Raw genomic sequence first — 17,781 nt, 5'->3', positions numbered from 1 at the left:
TCACGACGGGAGTGATACCAGATGTTACTAACCGCTTAACAGTATTTGGAATCGATATCTGAGGTCGGATATCGTTCGGTCAGCGACGGATGGCTTGCGGTTCGTTTCAGAGCAATAGCTGAGCCACCTACATCAGGTGAATTAGTTACAATAGGTGAAATTTTCTCAAGAGGGACCTATTCTTCAGTAGAAGAGTCGATGCGATCACAGAACCTCATCGCAATCGAACCGGCGAAGAGACGTACGTAGTGGCGGCCGGTGTAGTGTAGCGGTGACTGACATCCCCCGATCAAACGGATCCACTGCTCCCGCCTTCGAGACGGCCGCATTCGAGGAAACGGTAGCGGATGAAATCGACTTCAACGTGATCGAACCACCGCATAGGATACGGTTCTTCGAAAGCGAGCGGTGTATTCGCTACCGAGTTTTGAGTGAGATCGGCCATCGTGGGTTCGCGTGGAACAGCATTCGGCGACTGCTGTCGACAACAGTTATTACAGGAGTACCAGTGTAAAGTTAGAGGAGTCGATCCTGATCGACGAGCGTGCTCGGCACGACAGCTTTCAAAATCGTCCCACGATGTAGAACGGTTAGGAATGCTGGATGTTGAGTTCGATAATGTTCGCCACGCCGAGCGCCTGATCGGGGAGTTCTGTTCGGAAGCGTTCGCCTTGCATTCGGTGAGTCGGCCCGGCAACGCTGATGGCGCCGATCACCGTGCTCGAGCTGTCGAGAACGGGGGCGGCGACGCTTCGTAACCCGTTCAGGCGCTCTTCATCGTCGAACGCAATTTTCCGTTCCCGGGCCGCCTCGAGCTCCTCGTAGAGTCGGTCGCGATCGGTGATCGTGTTGCGGGTGAGCTCTTGCAGGCCGTGGGTATCGAGAATTTCTTCGACGCGGTCGTCGGGGAGAAACGCCATGATGACCTTTCCGAGCGCAGTGCAGTGAAGCGGAATTCGGTCGCCGATATGCGTATCGATCCGGGCGGCCTCCGGGCCCCGACCCCGGTAGATGAAGACGCCCTGGCCGTGCTCTTCGGTCATCAAGCCCGAGATGTCGCCGGTCTTTTCGGCGAGTTTATCCACCTCCGAGCGCGCGACCTGGTACAGTTTGTGCTGGTTGCGAGCGATCTCCCCGGTCTGCAGAAACTTCAAGCCGGTCCGATACTCCCCATCCCGGCGGACGATGTACTCCGTCGACTCGAGCGTCTGCAGATGATTGTGGACGGTGCTTTTGGGCAGGTCGACGTGCCTCGAGAGTTCGGAAACGCCCGCGCCGTCGAGCTCGTTCAGGGCTTCCACGATGGTGAACACGCGTTCGACCGCCTGGATTCCGGTTTTCTCGGGTGCTGTCATGAGCACACTGTACGGACTGGACGGTATTAAGTGTTCAGCATCGTGGAACGGGGTGCCGGATATCGCTTAGCGAGTCGTGTCGGTTCAAGTATGCGAATACGGCCAGTAACAACGCCGAAAATCGCTGAATCCAAAATAGAAGGGTTGTGTGACGGGAATTGGTGAATATACTTACCCGAACTGAGCTGCGGTGCGTTCCACGATATAGAACGTCGAATGTGATGGGGTAACAAATATACAATCCGCATCCGATCACCACGTATGAGCGACACGGACTCGTGGGGCGTACCCACCCTCGATCTCTTCGAGTTGGTCGAAGAGACGATCGAGAGAGACGGTGGACAGGCAGTCGCGACGGTCGTGAACGTCGACGGTTCCGCGTACCGACGGCCCGGAGCGAAAATGGTACTCGGCGAAGACGGACCAGCGTACGGAGGGATCACGGCGGGATGTCTCGAGGGACCCCTTCGGGGCGTTGCCCGGGAGGTCGTCGCAGAGAACGTCCCGCGGGTCGTGACCTTCGACCTCACCGGCGACGAGGACGGGTGGGGGCTCGGCCTCGGCTGTGAGGGTATCGTCGACGTCCTCGTCGAACCGGTCGACGAGACGTGGCGAGAGCCGGTCGCGGCGTTTCACCGCGGTGAGTCTCGCGCCCTCGTCACCGCGGTCGACGGAACCGATTCCGTTCCCACCGGTGCGCGGACGGTCGTATCGCCCGACGGATCGACGGCGGAGTCCGCGGACCGCGCGACGATCCCGCACCCCGTTCTCGAGCCCATCGAGACCGCCGTGCACGCGCGAATCGAAGACGGCGGCTCGAGCAGCCACGCCGTCGAAACTGCGGCCGGAACCGTCGAAGTCTTCGTCGACGGTATCACCCCGGCAACGCGGCTGGTACTTTTCGGCGGCCAGCCCGACGTTCGACCGGTGACGCGCCTAGCTCGAGACGTCGGGCTCCACACGACGGTCGCGACTGCCAGAGGGGCACAGGCGGACGAGTCGGCGTTTCCGCGTGCCGACCGCGTCGTCGCGACCCATCCGACCGATCTCGACGAACTGGTCGACGAGCGAACCGCCGTCGTACTCATGTCTCACAACTTCCTCGACGACCGACTCGCACTCGAGACGTTGCTCGACACGCCGGTGCCCTTTATCGGACTGATGGGACCTCGTGAGCGATTCCAGCGACTCCTAGGCGAACTCGAGGGAGATGGTGTAACACTAGCCGAAGACGATCGGGAGCGGATCGCGTCTCCCGTCGGACTCGACCTCGGCGGCGGCGAACCCGCCGAAATCGCGCTGAGTATCGTCTCGGAGGTCGTCGCAGCGAGTAACGGCGAACGCGGCGGACGACTCCGCAACAAACAGGGACCGATTCACGACCGACCGCCGTCGCAGTCCGACTGACGGACGCTCTCGAGGTCCGCCGCGGTATCGACGTCGAGGTGGATCCCGGGGTCGTCGACCGGGACGCGACGAATGTCCGCCGCGTCAAAGAGCGCTCGACCCCCAACGTCGCCGGATATCGACGCCAGTTCGTCGAAGTGAACGGCGTCGAACAACACCGGGTTGCCGCGGTGACCCTCGTACGTCGGGACCACTATATCGGCGCTGTCGTCGCGGTACGCGTCGGCGAGTCGTCGAACCGTCGCCGCATCGACACACGGCATGTCGCCCGGTAGAAAGAGCGCCGCGTCGGCACCGAATTCTCGGGCGTAGCGGGCACCCGATCGAACCGACCGACTCTGCCCGCGTTCGTACTCGTCGTTGATCGTCGTCTCGTCGACGTGTGGCCCGACCGCGTCGCGGACGGCCTCCGAATCGTGACCGAGGATCGCGATCGTTCGATCGAGGGAGCCGCCGGCGAGCGCTCGTGCGGAACGGCCGACGATCGGTTCGTCATCGACCGTCGCGAGCAGCTTGTTCCCGCCCTCGAATCGGGTTCCGCGACCCGCCGCGAGCACGACGCCGACGAGTTCGACCACGGTTACTCGAGCGCGACCCCTTCGGGGCCTCGCGGCAGGTACTCTCGGCCGCCCGGTTCGGCGAGCAACTCGCCGTCTTCGACGACGACCTCGCCGCCGACGATGGTGTGGGTCGGGAGCCCGGTGAGCTCCTCGCCGTGATAGGTCGAGTAGCGGGGCTCCATCGTGTGATAGAAGTCGTCGTCGACGACCGTACTCTTCTCGAGGTCGACGATGACCATGTCGGCGTCGGAGCCCTCCGCGATCGCTCCTTTGCGGGGGTACAGTCCCCAGCGCTTGGCGTTGTTGGTCGAACAGACCTCGACGAGTCGTTCCATGCTGATGCGGTTCTTGTTGACTCCCTCGCTCATCATGGCCGGGAGGAAGTACTCGATTCCGTTGTTGTCGCCGGGAATCGCGTCCCAGATATCGCCGTGTTTGCCCGTATCCTTCTCTTTGAACTCGATCTTGTGCGGACAGTGGTCGGTGCCGACGTAGTCGACGACGCCGGTCCGAATGCCCTCCCAGAGTCGTTTCTTGCTCGCTTCGCCGCGAAGCGGTGGCGAGATCTTCCCCCAGATACCGAGGTCGTCCTGTTCGTAGGTGTGGCTGAGGAAGGCGGGGAGCGTTTCGGCGTGCAGGTTCACGCCCTTGTTTTGGAAGCGTTCGCAGACGTCGACGCCCTCACCGGTGCTCATGTGGACGATGTACGCGCGCGAGTCGGTGTACTCCGTGAGTCGGCCGATCTGTTCGATCTGCATCGCCTCGGCGACGTTCGGCGAGGCTTCGGACCACGCCTCGAGGTCGTTTCGACCCTCGGCCTGGAGCTCTTTGCGGCGTTCGATCGCCAGATCCTCGTTCTCGGCGTGAAACATCACGACGCCGCCGGGGATGTCCGATACCTTGTCGAGCACGCGGTACGTTCGACCGGCGTCGGAGTGGTCGATGCCGAGTTCGGGCGAGGCGTGTTTGTACCAGTTGAAGAAGACCTTGTACGAGCGGATCCCGGCGTCGGCGAGGTCCTCGATCTCCTCGACGTGGTGGTCCTGGTGGACGATGGCGTGGTAGCCGAAGTCGATGTAGGAGTTCTCCTCGCCCGCGCGCTTGAAGAAGTCCATGTCCGGCACATAGGGCTCTTTCTGGAGCAGGAAGTTGACGACGGTCGTCACGCCGCCGTGGACTGCGCCGCGGGTTTCGGTTTCGAAGTCGTGCTCGAGTCCGTCGTGGTACTCGAACTCGTACCGCGAGAGCCCCCAGTGAACGTGGGGGTCGATGAATCCGGGGATGAGATAGTTGCCCTCGGCGTCGATTTCCCGATCCGCCTCGGGGAGGTTCGACTCGGCCCCGACACCGACGATAATCCCGTCTTTTGCTACAACTCCGCCGCTGATTGTGCCGTTCGGAGTGACGACGCGTGCGTTAGTCACTCGAAGGTCTCCGGTTGCGTCGACCATACGTCTACACGTAGCTCATCCTACTTGAGTGTACCCGATCAGTCGGTCGAGCGCCACCGCAGCAGCACAACGTTTATGTCTCGGTCACGGGATAGAGTAACTATCCTCTATGAGCACCGATAGCACAGACGGACCAGACGGCCCTGTGACCGAAGAGATCACGGTAACCGTAAACGGCGAACCAGTAACCGCGGCGGTCGAACCACGACTCAAACTCTCCGATTTCCTTCGGTACGAATGCGATCTCAACGGCGTTCGCGTCGGGTGCGAACACGGCGTCTGTGGCGCGTGTACCGTCCGGCAGGACGAACGGGCGGTCAAGAGCTGTCTCTCGTACGCCGTCCAGGCCGACGGGGCCGAGATCGAGACGGTAGAAGGACTCGACGAGGACGGCTCCCTCCATCCAATTCAGGAGGCGTTCCACGAGACGCACGCGCTCCAGTGTGGCTTCTGTACGAGCGGGTTCGTCATGGCGACGAAAGAGCTGCTCGAGGACAATCCCAACCCGACAAAAGAAGAGATCGAGACCGGACTGGCCGACAACATCTGTCGGTGTACCGGCTACCAGAACATCTACGAGGCGGTCGAACGCGCCGCGGAAAAAATGGAGGAGTAGTCCATGTCCAGATCGCAAGCGACCGACGTCGACGGCGATTCGGACGCCGACGCGGAATCGTTCACCGGCCAGGGGCTTCCGCGAGTCGAGGATCGGCGGATTTTGACCGGACGAGCCGAGTTCATCCACGACATCACGCCGGAGAACTGCCTTCACATGGCGCTGGTGCGCAGCATGCACGCCCACGCGGAGATCGAATCGATCGACACGAGCGAGGCCGAAGCCCACCCAGACTGCGAACTCGTCTTGACCGCCGAGGACCTCGAAGCCGACTACAATCCGATGCCGACCGGCATCGATAGCGTCGAGACCGAAGACGGCGTCAACGAGATGTTCGAGTGGTCGCTCGCCGGCGACAAAGCGCGGTTCGTCGGCGAACCCGTCGTCGCCATCGTCGCGTCAAACCGGTACGCGGCCGAAGACGTCGCGGATCTCGTCACCGTCGAGTACAACGCCGTCGAGGCCGTCGCCGACGGAATGGCCGCCCGCGAGGACGACGTCGTCGTCCACGAACACGTCGGGACGAACGTCGTCGACCACGAGCGCATCGAGTTCGGCGATCCAGAGCGAGCATTCGAAGACGCCGACACGGTCGTCGACGGCACGTACTCGTGGGGGCGCATCTCCGGCGTCCCGCTCGAGACGGCGGGCGTCGTCGCCCAGTACGACGGCGATACGGACTCGTTCGAGATCGACTGTAACATCCAGCTCCACACCCTCGTCGACAACATGATCTACGAGACGCTGGGCTACGAGGAAGACGACGTTCGGGTGAACGTGCCGGCGGACGTCGGCGGGAGCTACGGTACGAAAATCGGGATCCACCGCTACTGCTGTCTGGCCGCGATGGCGAGTCACAAACTCGAGCGCCCCGTGAAATTCGAGGAGGACCGCATCGAGAACCTGCAGGGCGGGGACATGCACTGTTCGGACCGGGAGTACGAGATGCGGATGGCCGTCGACGACGACGGCACCATGCGCGGGCTCGAGGTCTGGTTCGTCGACGACTTCGGCGCGTTTCCGCGATACCCCGTCAATCAGGTTCTCAAGCCGCTTTCGGTCGTCACGAACTCCTACGCGATCGACGACGTCACGTACGAGTACGATCTCGTCCTGACCAACAAGACGTCACAGACCGCCTACCGCGGCTTCGGCGTCGATCCGCACATTTACGCCCTCGAGATGGTCGTCGACAAGGCGGCCCGCGAGATCGGGATGGATCCGACGGAGTTCCGCCGGCGTAACCTGATCCAGCCCGAGCAGATGCCCTACACCCTCCCCTCGAAGAACATCTACGACTCCGGGGACTATCCCGCGACGCTCGATCGGATCCAGGAGATCATCGACGACGAGCGCGACGGCGGCCTCCTCGATCCCGAGATCGTCGAGGCGAAGCGCGAGGAGGGCAAGTATCGCGGCGTCCAGTCGAGCGTCATCATCGAGCCCGGCGTCAGCGGCTCGGACTGGACCGACCGGCAGCGAAGCGACCGCGAATCGCTCGCGGACCGGGACCGCGACGAGGTCGAAGAACTGCCCGAACACCTCCGCGCGAATCTCGAGCAGGACGGGACCGTCACGGCGTTTCTCGCGACGGACTCCTCCGGGCAGGGTCACCAGACGCTGGTCTCCCAGCTGCTCGCCGACGAACTCGAGATTCTCCCCAGCGACATCGAGGTCGACTATCTCGACAGCATCGACGCCCCGACCGAGTACGGGAGCGCGGCGTCGCGAATGGCGGTCATGCTGTCGGGGGCGACCGTCGGTCTCGCGGAACAGTTCATCGCGAACGCGACGGCGGTCGCAGCCGACCGCTGGGACGTCTCCGAGGACGACGTCATCTACCGGAACGGCACCGTCGAACGGGTCGATACCGGCGACTCGCTCTCGCTGGCGGATCTCGCGGCGATCGACGCCGACGGCGAGAAGCGACTCAGCCAGGTGAGCTACAACTACGACCACCCCGCGACGGAGTTCGAGGAGTTCGACGAGGCGTTCTCGCGGAAGTTCCCGGTGTACCCGACGGCCGCCTTCGGTGCGAACGCACCCATCGTCGAGGTCGACATCGAAACCGGGGAGGTCGACATTCTCACGTTCTACACGGTCCGTGACTGCGGGACGATGCTGAACCCGATGATCGTCGAAGGACAGGCCCACGGCGGCATCGCCCAGGGAATCGGCGCGTCGCTCCTCGAGGAGTTCGGCTACGAGGAGGACGGTCAACCGCAGGCGATCACGCTGTTCGATTACCTGCTCCCCTCGATCGAGAACGTTCCGGAGATTCAGATGGAGCACACGGAGACGCCCTCGCCGTACACCGAAACCGGTGCGAAAGGCGTCGGTGAGGGCGGCATGATCGACGCCCCCGCGAGTATCGCCACGTCGATCAACGCCGCGCTCGATCCGCTCGACGTCGAGGAGCCGGCGGATCGGATCCCCGTCTCGCCGGATCACATCCGGGCGAACGTTCGCGATCTCGAGTAGTCGGTCCGCTCGATCTGTTTTCCGTCGATCTCGATCCGCGAGCGATCGGTATGGCTCGTAAGCCCAGCAGTGGCGGGAAAAATAGCGGGAACGAACGACGACAGACGCAAAACGGGCTGCGGTCGATTACGGCGACTCGACTTCGACGTCGAAGTCGGTGTCCGAATCGTCCGGCGCGGCCTCCAGCTTCGACTCGGCTCCCTTCCCCTCCTCGATGATCGCCTGCATGTCCGCGAAGTACTTTTTGACCAGTCGGTTGGTCACGCTCTTGAGCGCCCGACTCCCCAGGCTGACGATCGTCCCCGAGACGTCGGCTTTGGCCTCCCAGTCGACGATCGTTCCGCCGTCGTCCTGTTCGATCAACTTCATCGTCGCCGTCATCTCGAACTCGTTTCGCGGAGCCTGACCGACGGCCTTCAACTCGAGCAGTTCCGGGTACTCGATGTTCGTCACGACGGCGTCGACCTCGAACTCGGGTTTAACGCTCCCGACGCCGACCGCCAGCACCGCCGTGATCTCGTGGGGTGACTCGAGGATCATCTCCTTACAGCCCGGCGCGCACTCCGCGAGGATATCCGGGTCGGTGAAGTAGGGCCACAATTCTTCTCTCGACTGTTCCATCTCGTTTTCGCCAGTGAATTCTAACATGTGTGATTGGTATTGCTGCGACGGTGGTTGGTGGGTGGTTCGACGACTACGAATTCGACGCCGCGACAGCGTCGTCGTAGGCTTGCGCTATCGAGCGTTTGGCGTACTCGCCGGCGACTTCTTCTTTGTACTCTCGATCCGCGTGCATCTCGCCCTCGGGAGTGACCGCTCCCGTGACGATTTCCGTGAGTTCCTCGAGACCGTCTTCGGTCAGCGGCTCGCCTTCGAGGACCGACTCGGCGTCCTCGACGCGCAACGGCACGTCCGCCGCGTTCGCGAGGGCGATCCGTGCATCCTCGACGAGGGGGTCGGCGGCGGTCGGATCGTCGACTCGAACGGCAGTCGCCGCGCTTACCGTCGGGAAGGTCTGAGCGGCTCGTTTGAGCTCGAGGAAGGCCATTCCGGTCCGAGCGGGCGGGAACGGCTCCGTCGGCACCGAGACGCTCTCGATGAGTTCCTCCTCGCGGAGGTCGGTAAACATGTACGCGATGAAGTACTCGCTCACGGGAACCGATCGAGTTCCGTTGGCGGAACGAAGGTTCACCGACCCCTCCAGTGCGAGCAGCGCCGCGGGGTAGTTGCCCGCCGGGTCCGCTTCGCCGATGCTACCGCCGATGGTTCCCTGGTTTCGAACCGAGGGTCCGGCGATCTGTTCGGCCGCCTCGGGAAGCATCGGCAACGCCTCGGCGAGGAGATCCGACCGCTCGAGAGTCCGATGGGTCGTCATCGCTCCGATCCGAACGCCGTCGTCGGTGTCGTCGATGTACGCGAGTTCGGAAACGCCGTTGAGGTCGACGAGATGATCGGGGGTCGCGAGACGGTTCGCCATGACGATCCCGAGCGATTGATTGCCCGCCATCAGTTCCGCGTCCTCGAGCGCTTCGAGCAGCTCGAGGGCCTCTTCGATCGTCTTTGGTCGGTGGTGTGTAAACGGTGCTGGTTTCATAGCCCCTCGAACCGGTTTCGGCTCCCGGACCGACGACCGGCGCGATCGCTCGGGTATCGGCCGGCCGGCGGTTGGTACGCGGATTCGAGTCCGTACTGGGCGGTGGTTCGTATAGTCATCTGTCGGTCACACGGATACCACATGATTGTGCCAAGGGTACTAATAAGTGTTGTTGGTTGTTGGCACGCCCACAGTACTCACAGGGGGTATCGAACGGCGCGTACGTCACAGAAATCGATTCTCCCGTTCACGTAAGTTTAAGTGACGGGGGAGGCTACGTACTGTTCATGCTCGACGACTACGAGATGCACGACCTGACTCAGCCGTGGTCACAGGACACGCCGGCGTGGCCAACGTACGACAACCCCAAGGTGTGGTACGAAAAGAGCCTCGACACCGAGAAAGTAAACGGACAGAAGATCGAGTTCATGAACCACACCGGAACTCACCTGGACGGCGAGAAACACTTCGTCGCCAGCGGACGGGATATCGAACAGGTGGGGCTCGACGAACTCGTCGGCGACGCCGTCGTCGCGGACATCTCGGACAAAGTCGGCGACTACGACGTCTACACCAGCGAAATGATCGAGGACGTCTGTGATGTCCGGAAGGGGGACATCCTGTTCATCCACACGGGCTATCAGGACTACGCTTGGCACAAGGAAAACGCCGATCCGGATCGATTCTTCAGCAAGCACCCTGGCCCGAACCAGGAGTTTGCCGACTGGTGTAAGGAGATGGAACTCAACTACCTCCTCCTCGACTGCGGCAGTGCCGACCACCCGATGAACACGATCATCCGCGAGATCCGTCCGGACCTCGCGGCGGAAGCCGAAGACGCCCTCGGCGTCGACGACCTCGACGAAATTTTCCCGCCCGAAGGCTATCAGCTCATGCACAACGATCTGTTCCCGGAGGGTATCATCCACGTCGAAAACGCACAGGTCCCCGAAGAACTGCTCAACGAACGCGTCCAGATCGGAACCTTCCCGTGGCGCTTCCGTGGCGGCGAGTCGAGCGTCTGTCGCTGCGTCGCGTTCAAATAAGGGATTCACCGCTTTTTTGACCAGGAGTAAACCACCGACCGCAGAACTACCAGTTAGCGGTGGAAATCGATGTCGTGTTCGGTTCCGTTCTCGCTGTCGCCATCGCGGATCACCCGCGTCTTCGCGGGCTCGGTTCGGGCGATTTTGCGGCCGTCCTTGAGTACCAGCGTTCTCGGGGCGCGCGTGCGAAGCGCGTTGAACGGATCCGGCGCGTCGTAGACGACGAGCGAGCCGTCGGCACCGACGGAGAGCCCGTAGTCGTCGACGCCGAAAACCTCGGCGTTCGCCGTCGTGAGCATCTCCCAGAGCGGTCCGACATCGTTCCGTCCGCTCATGTGGGCGTAGTGCAGGAGGATGAACGCCGCATCGAGCTGGTCGCCGCACCCGTAGTGATACCACGGATCCATAACCGAGTCGTGACCGAGCCCGACGGTCACACCGGCCTCGTGCAGTTCGTCGATCCGGGTGTGGCCGCGACGACGCGGATAGTCGTCGTAGCGTCCCTGCAAGACCGCGTTGTCCGGCGGATTGGTGATCACGCTGGCACCGCTTTCGGCCAGTAGCGAGATTACCTTCGCCGCGTACGCGTTGGAATAGGAGTGCATCGCCGTCGTGTGACTCGCAGTGACGCGGTCGCCAACCCCCCGTTTAATCGATTCGCTCGCGAGCACCTCGGTGAACCGCGAGCCGGGATCATCCGTCTCGTCGATATGCATGTCGACCGGACGGTCGTATCGTTCGGCGAGGTCCATCGCGAGTTCGACTGAGGCGACGCCGTCCTCGCGGGTGTGTTCGTTGTGCGGAATCGCGCCGACGAGATCCGCACCCATCTCGAGGGACTCCCGAAGCAGATCCTCGTGGGAGTCGTCGGTGAAGATGCCGTCCTGCGGGAACGCGACGACCTGCAGGTCGACGAGATCCGAGACGTCCTCGCGCAGCTCGAGCAGGGCGCGAACGCCGGTAAGGGACTCCTCGGTCGTATCCGCGTGCGTCCGAACGCGGGTGATACCGTTGGCCGCCATCCACTCGATGGCCCGCTCGGCTCTGTCTTTCACGTCGGCCGCCTCGAGCGTCTCCTTTCGGTCCCCCCAGATGCCGATTCCCTCGGCGAGGGTTCCCGATTCGTTCCAGCTTGGCTCGCCCGCGGTGAGCGTCGCGTCGAGGTGGATGTGCGGTTCGATGAGCGTCGGCGTCACGAGCCGACCGTTCGCGTCGTATCGCCGGTCCTCGGGAGCGGCCGACGAATCGATCGAGCCGGCGTTCTCGATCCGAGAGATAGTACCGTCCTCGATCGCGATGTCGACCGCGGATCCCTCGAGCGTCGTCGCGTCGGTGATGAGCCACGTGGTCATGTCCCTACGAGTGTCCCCAGTCCCGATAATAGTTCCGCGAGCGTCCGGTCAAAACCCAATCGCCAGCGATCGTCCCTGGAGCGGAAACTTTGTGACGAAACCCTGGTCAGTTGTTCAAAACATTCATTATCTCGGCGTGACCTGTCGTGTACCATGGCAACACGCGGCGGTGGCTTCGACTGGCGGCGTATCGTATTCGGGGACGAGAACCTCCCCGATCCCGATTATCCGCTCGATCACGTTCCGAAGGACGAACGAAAGGGGCTGGTCAGTCTCTCGGCGGTCCTCCTCGGGCTCGTCTTCTTCGCGGGGACGATGTGGGCGGGGGCGGAGGTCAGCGCGGCGATGGGGTTCCGGGAAATGCTTTCGGCGATGGTCGTCGGCCACATTATCCTCGGCGGGTACGTCGCGCTGCTCTGTGGAATTTCAGCGAGAGCCGGACTGACGACCGTTCTCCTCGCCCGATACTCGTTCGGCCGGGTTGGCGCAAAGTGGGCCGACCTCCTGCTTGGTGGGACCCAGGTCGGCTGGTTCGGGGTGACCATTCCGATGGTCGCAGTCCCGACAGCGACCTATTTGGGGCTCGAGAGTGCGGCGATGCTCAGCGGCTTGATCGTCGTCTGGGGAGTGATGCACATGATGACCGCGTACTTCGGGTACGACGGCATGGAGAAGCTTTCCTACGTCGCCGTCCCGTTCCTCGTAATCGTCGGCGTCCTCTCCATCGTCCTTGCGGTCGGTGAAGCCGGCGGTATCGACGGGCTGCTGTCCCAGGTCGGCGGCGGTGAGATGTCGTTCGGCCTCGCGGTGACCATCGTCGTCGGGACGTTCATCAGCGCCGGAACGCAAGCCCCGAACTGGGCGCGCTTTGCCGTCAGCTCTCGAGTCGCGTTCTGGGCCGGACTGATCGCCTTCCTCGTCGGAAACAGCTTCCTCTTTCTCAGCGGAGCCGTCGGCGGGGCCGTCTACGACGTGACGCCGCAGGGCGACCTCTACGAAGTACTGGTCGCACAGGGGCTGGCAACGGTCGGCCTGATCGCGTTGATCCTGAACATCTGGACGACCAACGACAACGCGGCCTACGCGTTCAGCGTCGCGGGGGCCGAAGCCTTCGACTTCGATCGAAAGCGACCGTTCGTCATCACGGGCTGTTTCGTCGGAATCGGTCTGGCCCTCGCGGGCGCGGACAGCCTGCTCCTGCCGTGGCTCGAGTTGCTGGGCCAGTACGTTCCGCCGCTCGGCGCGATAATCATCGCCGACTTCCTGCTGTGCTGGCGACGGTCGATCCCCCGCATGGACGACGTTCGGTTCACGAGCGTCCGGTGGACGAGCGTGCTCGCGTACGTCGCCGGCTGTCTCGTCGCGGTGCTGACCGCCGGCTCGGTGCTGCCGGGGGTCACGATCGCGGCACCGGTCCCCGGAATCGCCGCACTCAACGGGATGATCGCAGCGGCGGTCGTCCACGTCGTCGGCTACTACGCCCTCGAGGAAAGCGGACTACTCCCGTCCCACGAGATCCCCGAAGACGCCGACCGGATCTGAGCGCATGGACTATCGACGGCCGGTTTCGACGGCGGTTTTCGAACGCACCTATCGAGCGACCAACACCGGCACCGACGACCGTCGGGTGACTTTCTCCGCGACGCTTCCGAGTAGCACCCGCGCGAGACCGTCTCGACCGTGGCTGCCGATGACGATCAGATCGTAGTCGCCATCGTCGGATCGTGCGACGACCAGTCGGTCGGGCCGTCCGCGTCCGCGTTCGGTCTCGATCTCCACGCCGTGTTCGTCGCCGCGTTCGCGGGCGGCCTCGAGGATCGCTTCGGAGCGTTCGAGTTCCGCCTCGTCGCCGGGAATGTCTCCCGTCATCCCGGAGAACGTGCCGAGATCCCCCTGTCCCGATTCGACCACGTGTAACGCCGTGATCTCCGCGTCGGGAAACGTCTCGAGCGCGTACTCGAGCGCCTCGTCTGATCGGTTCGATCCGTCGACTGGAACCAGAATTCGGTCGGGCATACTACCTCAATGGATCCCAGTAGTATTATAGCTTCTCCGACATTTAAGGAAGCGAGAAGGAAGCCGGAGAGCGAGCGCGTTCTCGAGGGGCAACGCTAATAGCTTCGCGCGAGACACCCGGATGTATGACTATGAAAGCCTGCGTTCTCGAGGAGTGGGGCGGACCTCTCTCGGTCGAAACGGTTCCCGAACCCGATCCCGGACCGGGCGACGTTCGAATCGACGTTCGCGCGTGCGGCGTCACCCGGACGATCGAGAACGCGATTCAGGGCGGACTCGCGGACGACCCCGCGCTCACGCCGCGGATTCCGGGCCACGAGTGCGCCGGCATCGTCGACGCCGTCGGCGACGACGTGGACGGAGTGACGCCGGGCGACCGCGTGGTGGCGTATTTCTACCTCTCGTGTGGCGATTGTTCGGCCTGTCGTCGCGGCGAGACGAACCGCTGTCTGGACTTCGGCGGCTGGGTCGGCGTGAACTGCGACGGCGCGTACGCCGAGAAGGCGGTCATCCCCGCGGAGAACGTGCTTTCGCTTCCCGAAGCGACGAGTTTCGTCGAGGGGGCCGTCGCCGCCGACGGACTCGCGACGCCGCTTCACATCTGCCGCCGAACGGGCGTCGACGACACCGACACCGTCGTCGTCATCGGGGCCGCAGGCCGGGTCGGCATCCACCTCTCGCAACTCGCCGCCGCCCGAGGGGCTCGAGTGCTCGCGGCCGATATCGACGACGACCGGTTAGCGCACGTCGACCGCGTCACCGGCGACGCCGTTCAGCCGATCGACGCGCGCGAAGATCGATTCGGTGAGCGACTTCGCGAAGCGACGCCGACCGACCGCGGCCCGACGGTCGTCGTCGATACGGTCGGTGACGTAGCGACGCTCGGTGCGGCCTGGGATGCGCTGGGGATGGGCGGACAGGTCGTCACGCTGACGACCCACCACCAACGGTCGTTCGCGCCGCCGTTGAAGGAGTTCGTCGTCAAGGAGGGAGCGCTCCTCGGATCTCGGTACGCGACGAAAGCCGAAGTCGTCGACGCCGCGAAGTTGTTCGCCACCGAGCGGATCAGCCCCGTCGTCACCGAACGAATCGGTCTCGAGGAGGTCCCGGCAGCGCACGAGCGCATTCGGGACGGCGAGAGCCACGGGATGATCGTCCTCGAGCCGTAGTCGAAACGAGACGACAGAGAGAAAAGCAGCTTCCCTTCTCGCGGTTAGTCGGACGTCGGCGTCTGGGCCGGCTCGCCGTCCAGTCCGCCGTCGCCGGGAAGGACCAGATTGAGCACGAGCGCCGCGATTCCACCGACCAGCAATCCGGATCCGACCAGTACCCCCACGGCCTCGGGTAGTTGCCCGAGCATCTCTGGCGTGGTTTCGACGCCGACGCCGAGGACCACGGAAACGGCGATAATCGTCAGGTTCCGGCGCTCGAGTGCTACGCGATCTGCGACGATGCGGAGACCGATCGAGAAGATCATCCCGAACAGGACGACCGCAGCACCGCCGAGGACGGGACCCGGCATCGCCGCGGCGACGGCAGCGACTTTCGGAACGAGACCGAGGAGGACGAGGAAGACGCCGCAGATACCGACGACGAAACGGCTGGCAACGCCGGTGAACCCGATGAGCCCGACGTTCTGGGAGAACGAGGTGTTCGGGAACGCGTTGAACACGCCTGCGAGCATGCTCATGACGCCGTCCGCGACGAGGCCGCCGCTCATTTCATCGGGGGTTGCGCGTCGATCGACCGTCCCGGTGGTCCCTTCGATGTCGCCGATCGTCTCGATCGAGGTGATGACGTAGGCGAAGGCCGCGATCACGATCGCGCTCGGGTGGAACTCGACGCCGAACTGCAGCGGCACCGGCGCTTCGATCCATGCCGCATCGGCCACGCCCGAGAGATCGAGCAAGCCGAGCGGGTAAGCGACGAGATAGCCGACGACGACCGCGATGAGGATGCTCGAGATCGAAATGAAGCCGTCGAAGTACTGATTCAACCCGATCGCGAGCAAGAATACGAGTCCCGCGAGACCGAGATTGTACGTCGCACCGAAGTCCTCGGATCCGACTCCGCCCGCAGAGTACTCCATGGCGACCGGAATCAGCGTCAGGCCGACGAGCATCACCACGATCCCCGTCACGAGCGGCGGGAACAATCGACGAAGGTCCTCGTAGAAGTACCCGATGACGATTTCGACCGGCGCGGCGACGATGACCGCACCGAAGATAGCGGCGACGCCGTAGGTACCACCGATGTTGATCAACGGAGCGACGAAGATCGCGCTCGTGCCCATCACGATCGGAAGTCGCGCTCCTACGGGACCGATCGAGTAGACCTGAACGATCGTCGCGATGCCCGCGACCAGCAGCGCCATCTGAACGATAAACGTCGTTTCAGGGCCGTCGAGACCGATCGCTCCCGCGATCACGAGCGGCAACGCGACCGTCGAGAGGAACATCGCCAGCAGGTGTTGCAACCCCAGCGGAATCGCCTCCGCCAGCGGCGGTTCGTCTTCGATGCCGTACTCGATTAATTGTTCGTCATCCGCTGCCGAAGACCGATCAGTGTTACCATTCACCATATCAGCAGAGATGAAATTAAATACGTATATAATTTTCTTCGGACTGTTCACACGTAGCGTCAGTTATCGGGCGATCGCCGTCGCCACAACGCATTTAGCGGGGTGACGGGTTGGACACGTCAATGGCAACCCCGAAGCAGACGACTACGGAGAGCCAGTCGATTCCGTGGCGGGCGGTCGGTGCCGTCGGCGTCGGATTGTTCGGTCTCGGCCTCGCCGTCGGCTCCTACGGCACGTACGTGACGGTGCTGATCGCAGGCGGCGTCGGGCCCGACGCAGCCGGATTCGGCATGTCGCTGTTCCTGCTCGGCCAACTCCTCGCAGTCGTTCCCGCGGATCGGTTGACGCGCACGATGCAAATCGAACGAGTCGCAGCCATCGGTCTCGCCGGAGCCGGCATCGGAATCGCAATCGGTAGCGTCGTTACCCTCGAGACGACGTACCTTTCCCGGCTCCTGCTCGGTCTCGGACAGGGAACGGCGTTCGTCGCCGGCATGAAGTACGTCGGGCTTCGGACGACCGGAGCCGATACCGCAACTGCACAGGGGATGCTCGGCGCGCTGTTTACGCTGGGTCTCGCCGTCGCCCTCGCCGCGAGTCCGCCCGCAGTCGCTGCGTTCGGCCCGATCGCACCGGCGCTCGCCGCAGCCACAAGCACGCTCCTCGGAGCCACGTTCACGATTCGGTTAGTCGCGGTCACCGGAAATGCGATAACTCCCGTTCGGTCATACATCGAGCCGTTCACGTCGGCCGGCGGCCTCGCACTCGGACTGGGAAACATGGCGACGTTCGGCTTCCTGATGGTCGCGGCGACGTGGTACACGGAGGTCCTCGCCGACGTGGCCGTCCCGACCGTCGCCGTTCTCGTCGGTTTCGCGCTGGCGACGGTCCTCGGTCGCGGCCTCGGCGGGTGGTTGTCTCGAGGCTACGGCGAGCGAGCCACGGTGGCGGGGTCGTTGCTCGGTCTCGCGATCGTCCTCGGCGGGCTCGCGGCGTCGATCGCGGCGGAGTCGGCAGTCGGAATCGCCGCGGGACTCGTCCTGACCGGCTTCGGTTTTGGCGTTCCGTTCGGGCCGCTGTTCAGCCTCGCGTTCTCGGAACTGACCGACGATTCGGGCGTAACGCTCTCGGGAATGTTACTCGTCGGAAACGCCGGGGCGCTCGCGTACCCGTGGCTCGTCGGGTGGTTACTGACCGCGACGACGGGGTACGCTGCCGGCTTCGCGGCGATGGGGCTCTCGGTCGGTGCGATCTGGCTGCTCTGGATTCGGACGCTCGGTCACTGAAACGGGCGAAACAGCGGTTAAATCGGAGAAGAGAAA

At 63.4% G+C, this 17,781-nt stretch carries 15 protein-coding genes; 7 read left to right on the top strand and 8 right to left on the bottom strand.

Translation table 11 applies throughout. From position 1 onward, the window contains the following. Positions 1-590: 590 nt before the first annotated feature. Entirely contained in the window at positions 591-1,355 is a 765-nt protein-coding gene (locus DWB23_RS13345) for an IclR family transcriptional regulator (protein ID WP_121743326.1), read from the bottom strand. A 261-nt stretch (positions 1,356-1,616) separates the two neighbouring features. Between DWB23_RS13345 and DWB23_RS13340 the strand changes: the two genes are divergently transcribed. Then, positions 1,617-2,762 carry an XdhC family protein gene (locus DWB23_RS13340; protein WP_121743325.1) on the top strand — a complete coding sequence of 382 codons (1,146 nt, stop codon included), beginning with the start codon at positions 1,617-1,619 and terminating at the stop codon, positions 2,760-2,762. Here DWB23_RS13340 and DWB23_RS13335 read toward each other — a convergent pair. Together DWB23_RS13335 and DWB23_RS13330 are read right to left on the bottom strand one after the other, a co-directional pair. Then, the gene (locus tag DWB23_RS13335) at positions 2,732-3,340 is read right to left on the bottom strand and encodes a nucleotidyltransferase family protein (protein ID WP_121743324.1); all 609 of its coding nucleotides are present in this window, start codon (positions 3,338-3,340) and stop codon (positions 2,732-2,734) included. The genes DWB23_RS13340 and DWB23_RS13335 overlap by 31 nt on opposite strands. 2 nt (positions 3,341-3,342) lie before the next feature. Continuing rightward, on the bottom strand, positions 3,343-4,773 hold the full coding sequence (locus DWB23_RS13330; protein WP_121743323.1) for a dihydroorotase: 1,431 nt from the start codon (positions 4,771-4,773) through the stop codon (positions 3,343-3,345). A 109-nt stretch (positions 4,774-4,882) separates the two neighbouring features. On the opposite strand from DWB23_RS13330, the gene DWB23_RS13325 reads away from it, so the two are divergent. Both DWB23_RS13325 and DWB23_RS13320 read left to right on the top strand, forming a co-directional pair. After that, a complete protein-coding gene (locus tag DWB23_RS13325; protein WP_121743322.1) occupies positions 4,883-5,389 on the top strand; it encodes a (2Fe-2S)-binding protein in 507 nt (168 codons plus the stop codon). Between the two features lie 3 nt (positions 5,390-5,392). Beyond that, positions 5,393-7,870 (top strand): xanthine dehydrogenase family protein molybdopterin-binding subunit, encoded by a 2,478-nt coding sequence (locus tag DWB23_RS13320; protein ID WP_121743321.1) that lies wholly within the window; start codon positions 5,393-5,395, stop codon positions 7,868-7,870. Between the two features lie 126 nt (positions 7,871-7,996). Here the strand turns inward: DWB23_RS13320 and DWB23_RS13315 are convergent, their stop codons facing one another. After that, on the bottom strand, positions 7,997-8,491 hold the full coding sequence (locus DWB23_RS13315) for a CoxG family protein (RefSeq protein WP_121743674.1): 495 nt from the start codon (positions 8,489-8,491) through the stop codon (positions 7,997-7,999). Positions 8,492-8,564: 73 nt separating this feature from the next. After that, positions 8,565-9,464, bottom strand: a complete 900-nt coding sequence (locus tag DWB23_RS13310; protein ID WP_121743320.1) for an FAD binding domain-containing protein — start codon at positions 9,462-9,464, stop codon at positions 8,565-8,567. A 287-nt stretch (positions 9,465-9,751) separates the two neighbouring features. Here DWB23_RS13310 and DWB23_RS13305 point away from each other — a divergent pair, with 287 nt between their 5' ends. Beyond that, the gene (locus tag DWB23_RS13305) at positions 9,752-10,510 is read left to right on the top strand and encodes a cyclase family protein (protein ID WP_121743319.1); all 759 of its coding nucleotides are present in this window, start codon (positions 9,752-9,754) and stop codon (positions 10,508-10,510) included. Positions 10,511-10,563: 53 nt separating this feature from the next. On the opposite strand, the gene DWB23_RS13300 is transcribed toward DWB23_RS13305, so the two are convergent. Then, positions 10,564-11,862: a cytosine deaminase gene (locus tag DWB23_RS13300; protein ID WP_121743318.1), complete on the bottom strand. Its 1,299-nt coding sequence runs from the start codon at positions 11,860-11,862 to the stop codon at positions 10,564-10,566. A 153-nt stretch (positions 11,863-12,015) separates the two neighbouring features. Here DWB23_RS13300 and codB point away from each other — a divergent pair, with 153 nt between their 5' ends. Then, the gene (gene codB, locus DWB23_RS13295) at positions 12,016-13,404 is read left to right on the top strand and encodes a cytosine permease (RefSeq protein WP_121743317.1); all 1,389 of its coding nucleotides are present in this window, start codon (positions 12,016-12,018) and stop codon (positions 13,402-13,404) included. A 48-nt stretch (positions 13,405-13,452) separates the two neighbouring features. On the opposite strand, the gene DWB23_RS13290 is transcribed toward codB, so the two are convergent. Then, positions 13,453-13,878 (bottom strand): universal stress protein, encoded by a 426-nt coding sequence (locus DWB23_RS13290; protein ID WP_121743316.1) that lies wholly within the window; start codon positions 13,876-13,878, stop codon positions 13,453-13,455. 125 nt (positions 13,879-14,003) lie between these two features. Between DWB23_RS13290 and DWB23_RS13285 the strand changes: the two genes are divergently transcribed. After that, positions 14,004-15,047, top strand: coding sequence for an alcohol dehydrogenase catalytic domain-containing protein (locus tag DWB23_RS13285; protein ID WP_238717430.1), 1,044 nt, complete (start codon positions 14,004-14,006; stop codon positions 15,045-15,047). A 44-nt stretch (positions 15,048-15,091) separates the two neighbouring features. Here the strand turns inward: DWB23_RS13285 and DWB23_RS13280 are convergent, their stop codons facing one another. Next, positions 15,092-16,459, bottom strand: a complete 1,368-nt coding sequence (locus DWB23_RS13280; protein WP_121743314.1) for a uracil-xanthine permease family protein — start codon at positions 16,457-16,459, stop codon at positions 15,092-15,094. Positions 16,460-16,581: 122 nt separating this feature from the next. Here DWB23_RS13280 and DWB23_RS13275 point away from each other — a divergent pair, with 122 nt between their 5' ends. Next, complete coding sequence (locus DWB23_RS13275) at positions 16,582-17,745, top strand: MFS transporter (RefSeq protein WP_121743313.1); 1,164 nt, start codon at positions 16,582-16,584, stop codon at positions 17,743-17,745. Positions 17,746-17,781: the final 36 nt, after the last annotated feature.

It is taken from the genome of Natronorubrum halophilum (genome assembly GCF_003670115.1).
GTDB lineage: Archaea > Halobacteriota > Halobacteria > Halobacteriales > Natrialbaceae > Natronorubrum > Natronorubrum halophilum.
Note: the sequence above shows the minus strand (reverse complement) of the source record. Positions and strands in the feature narration are given on the sequence as shown.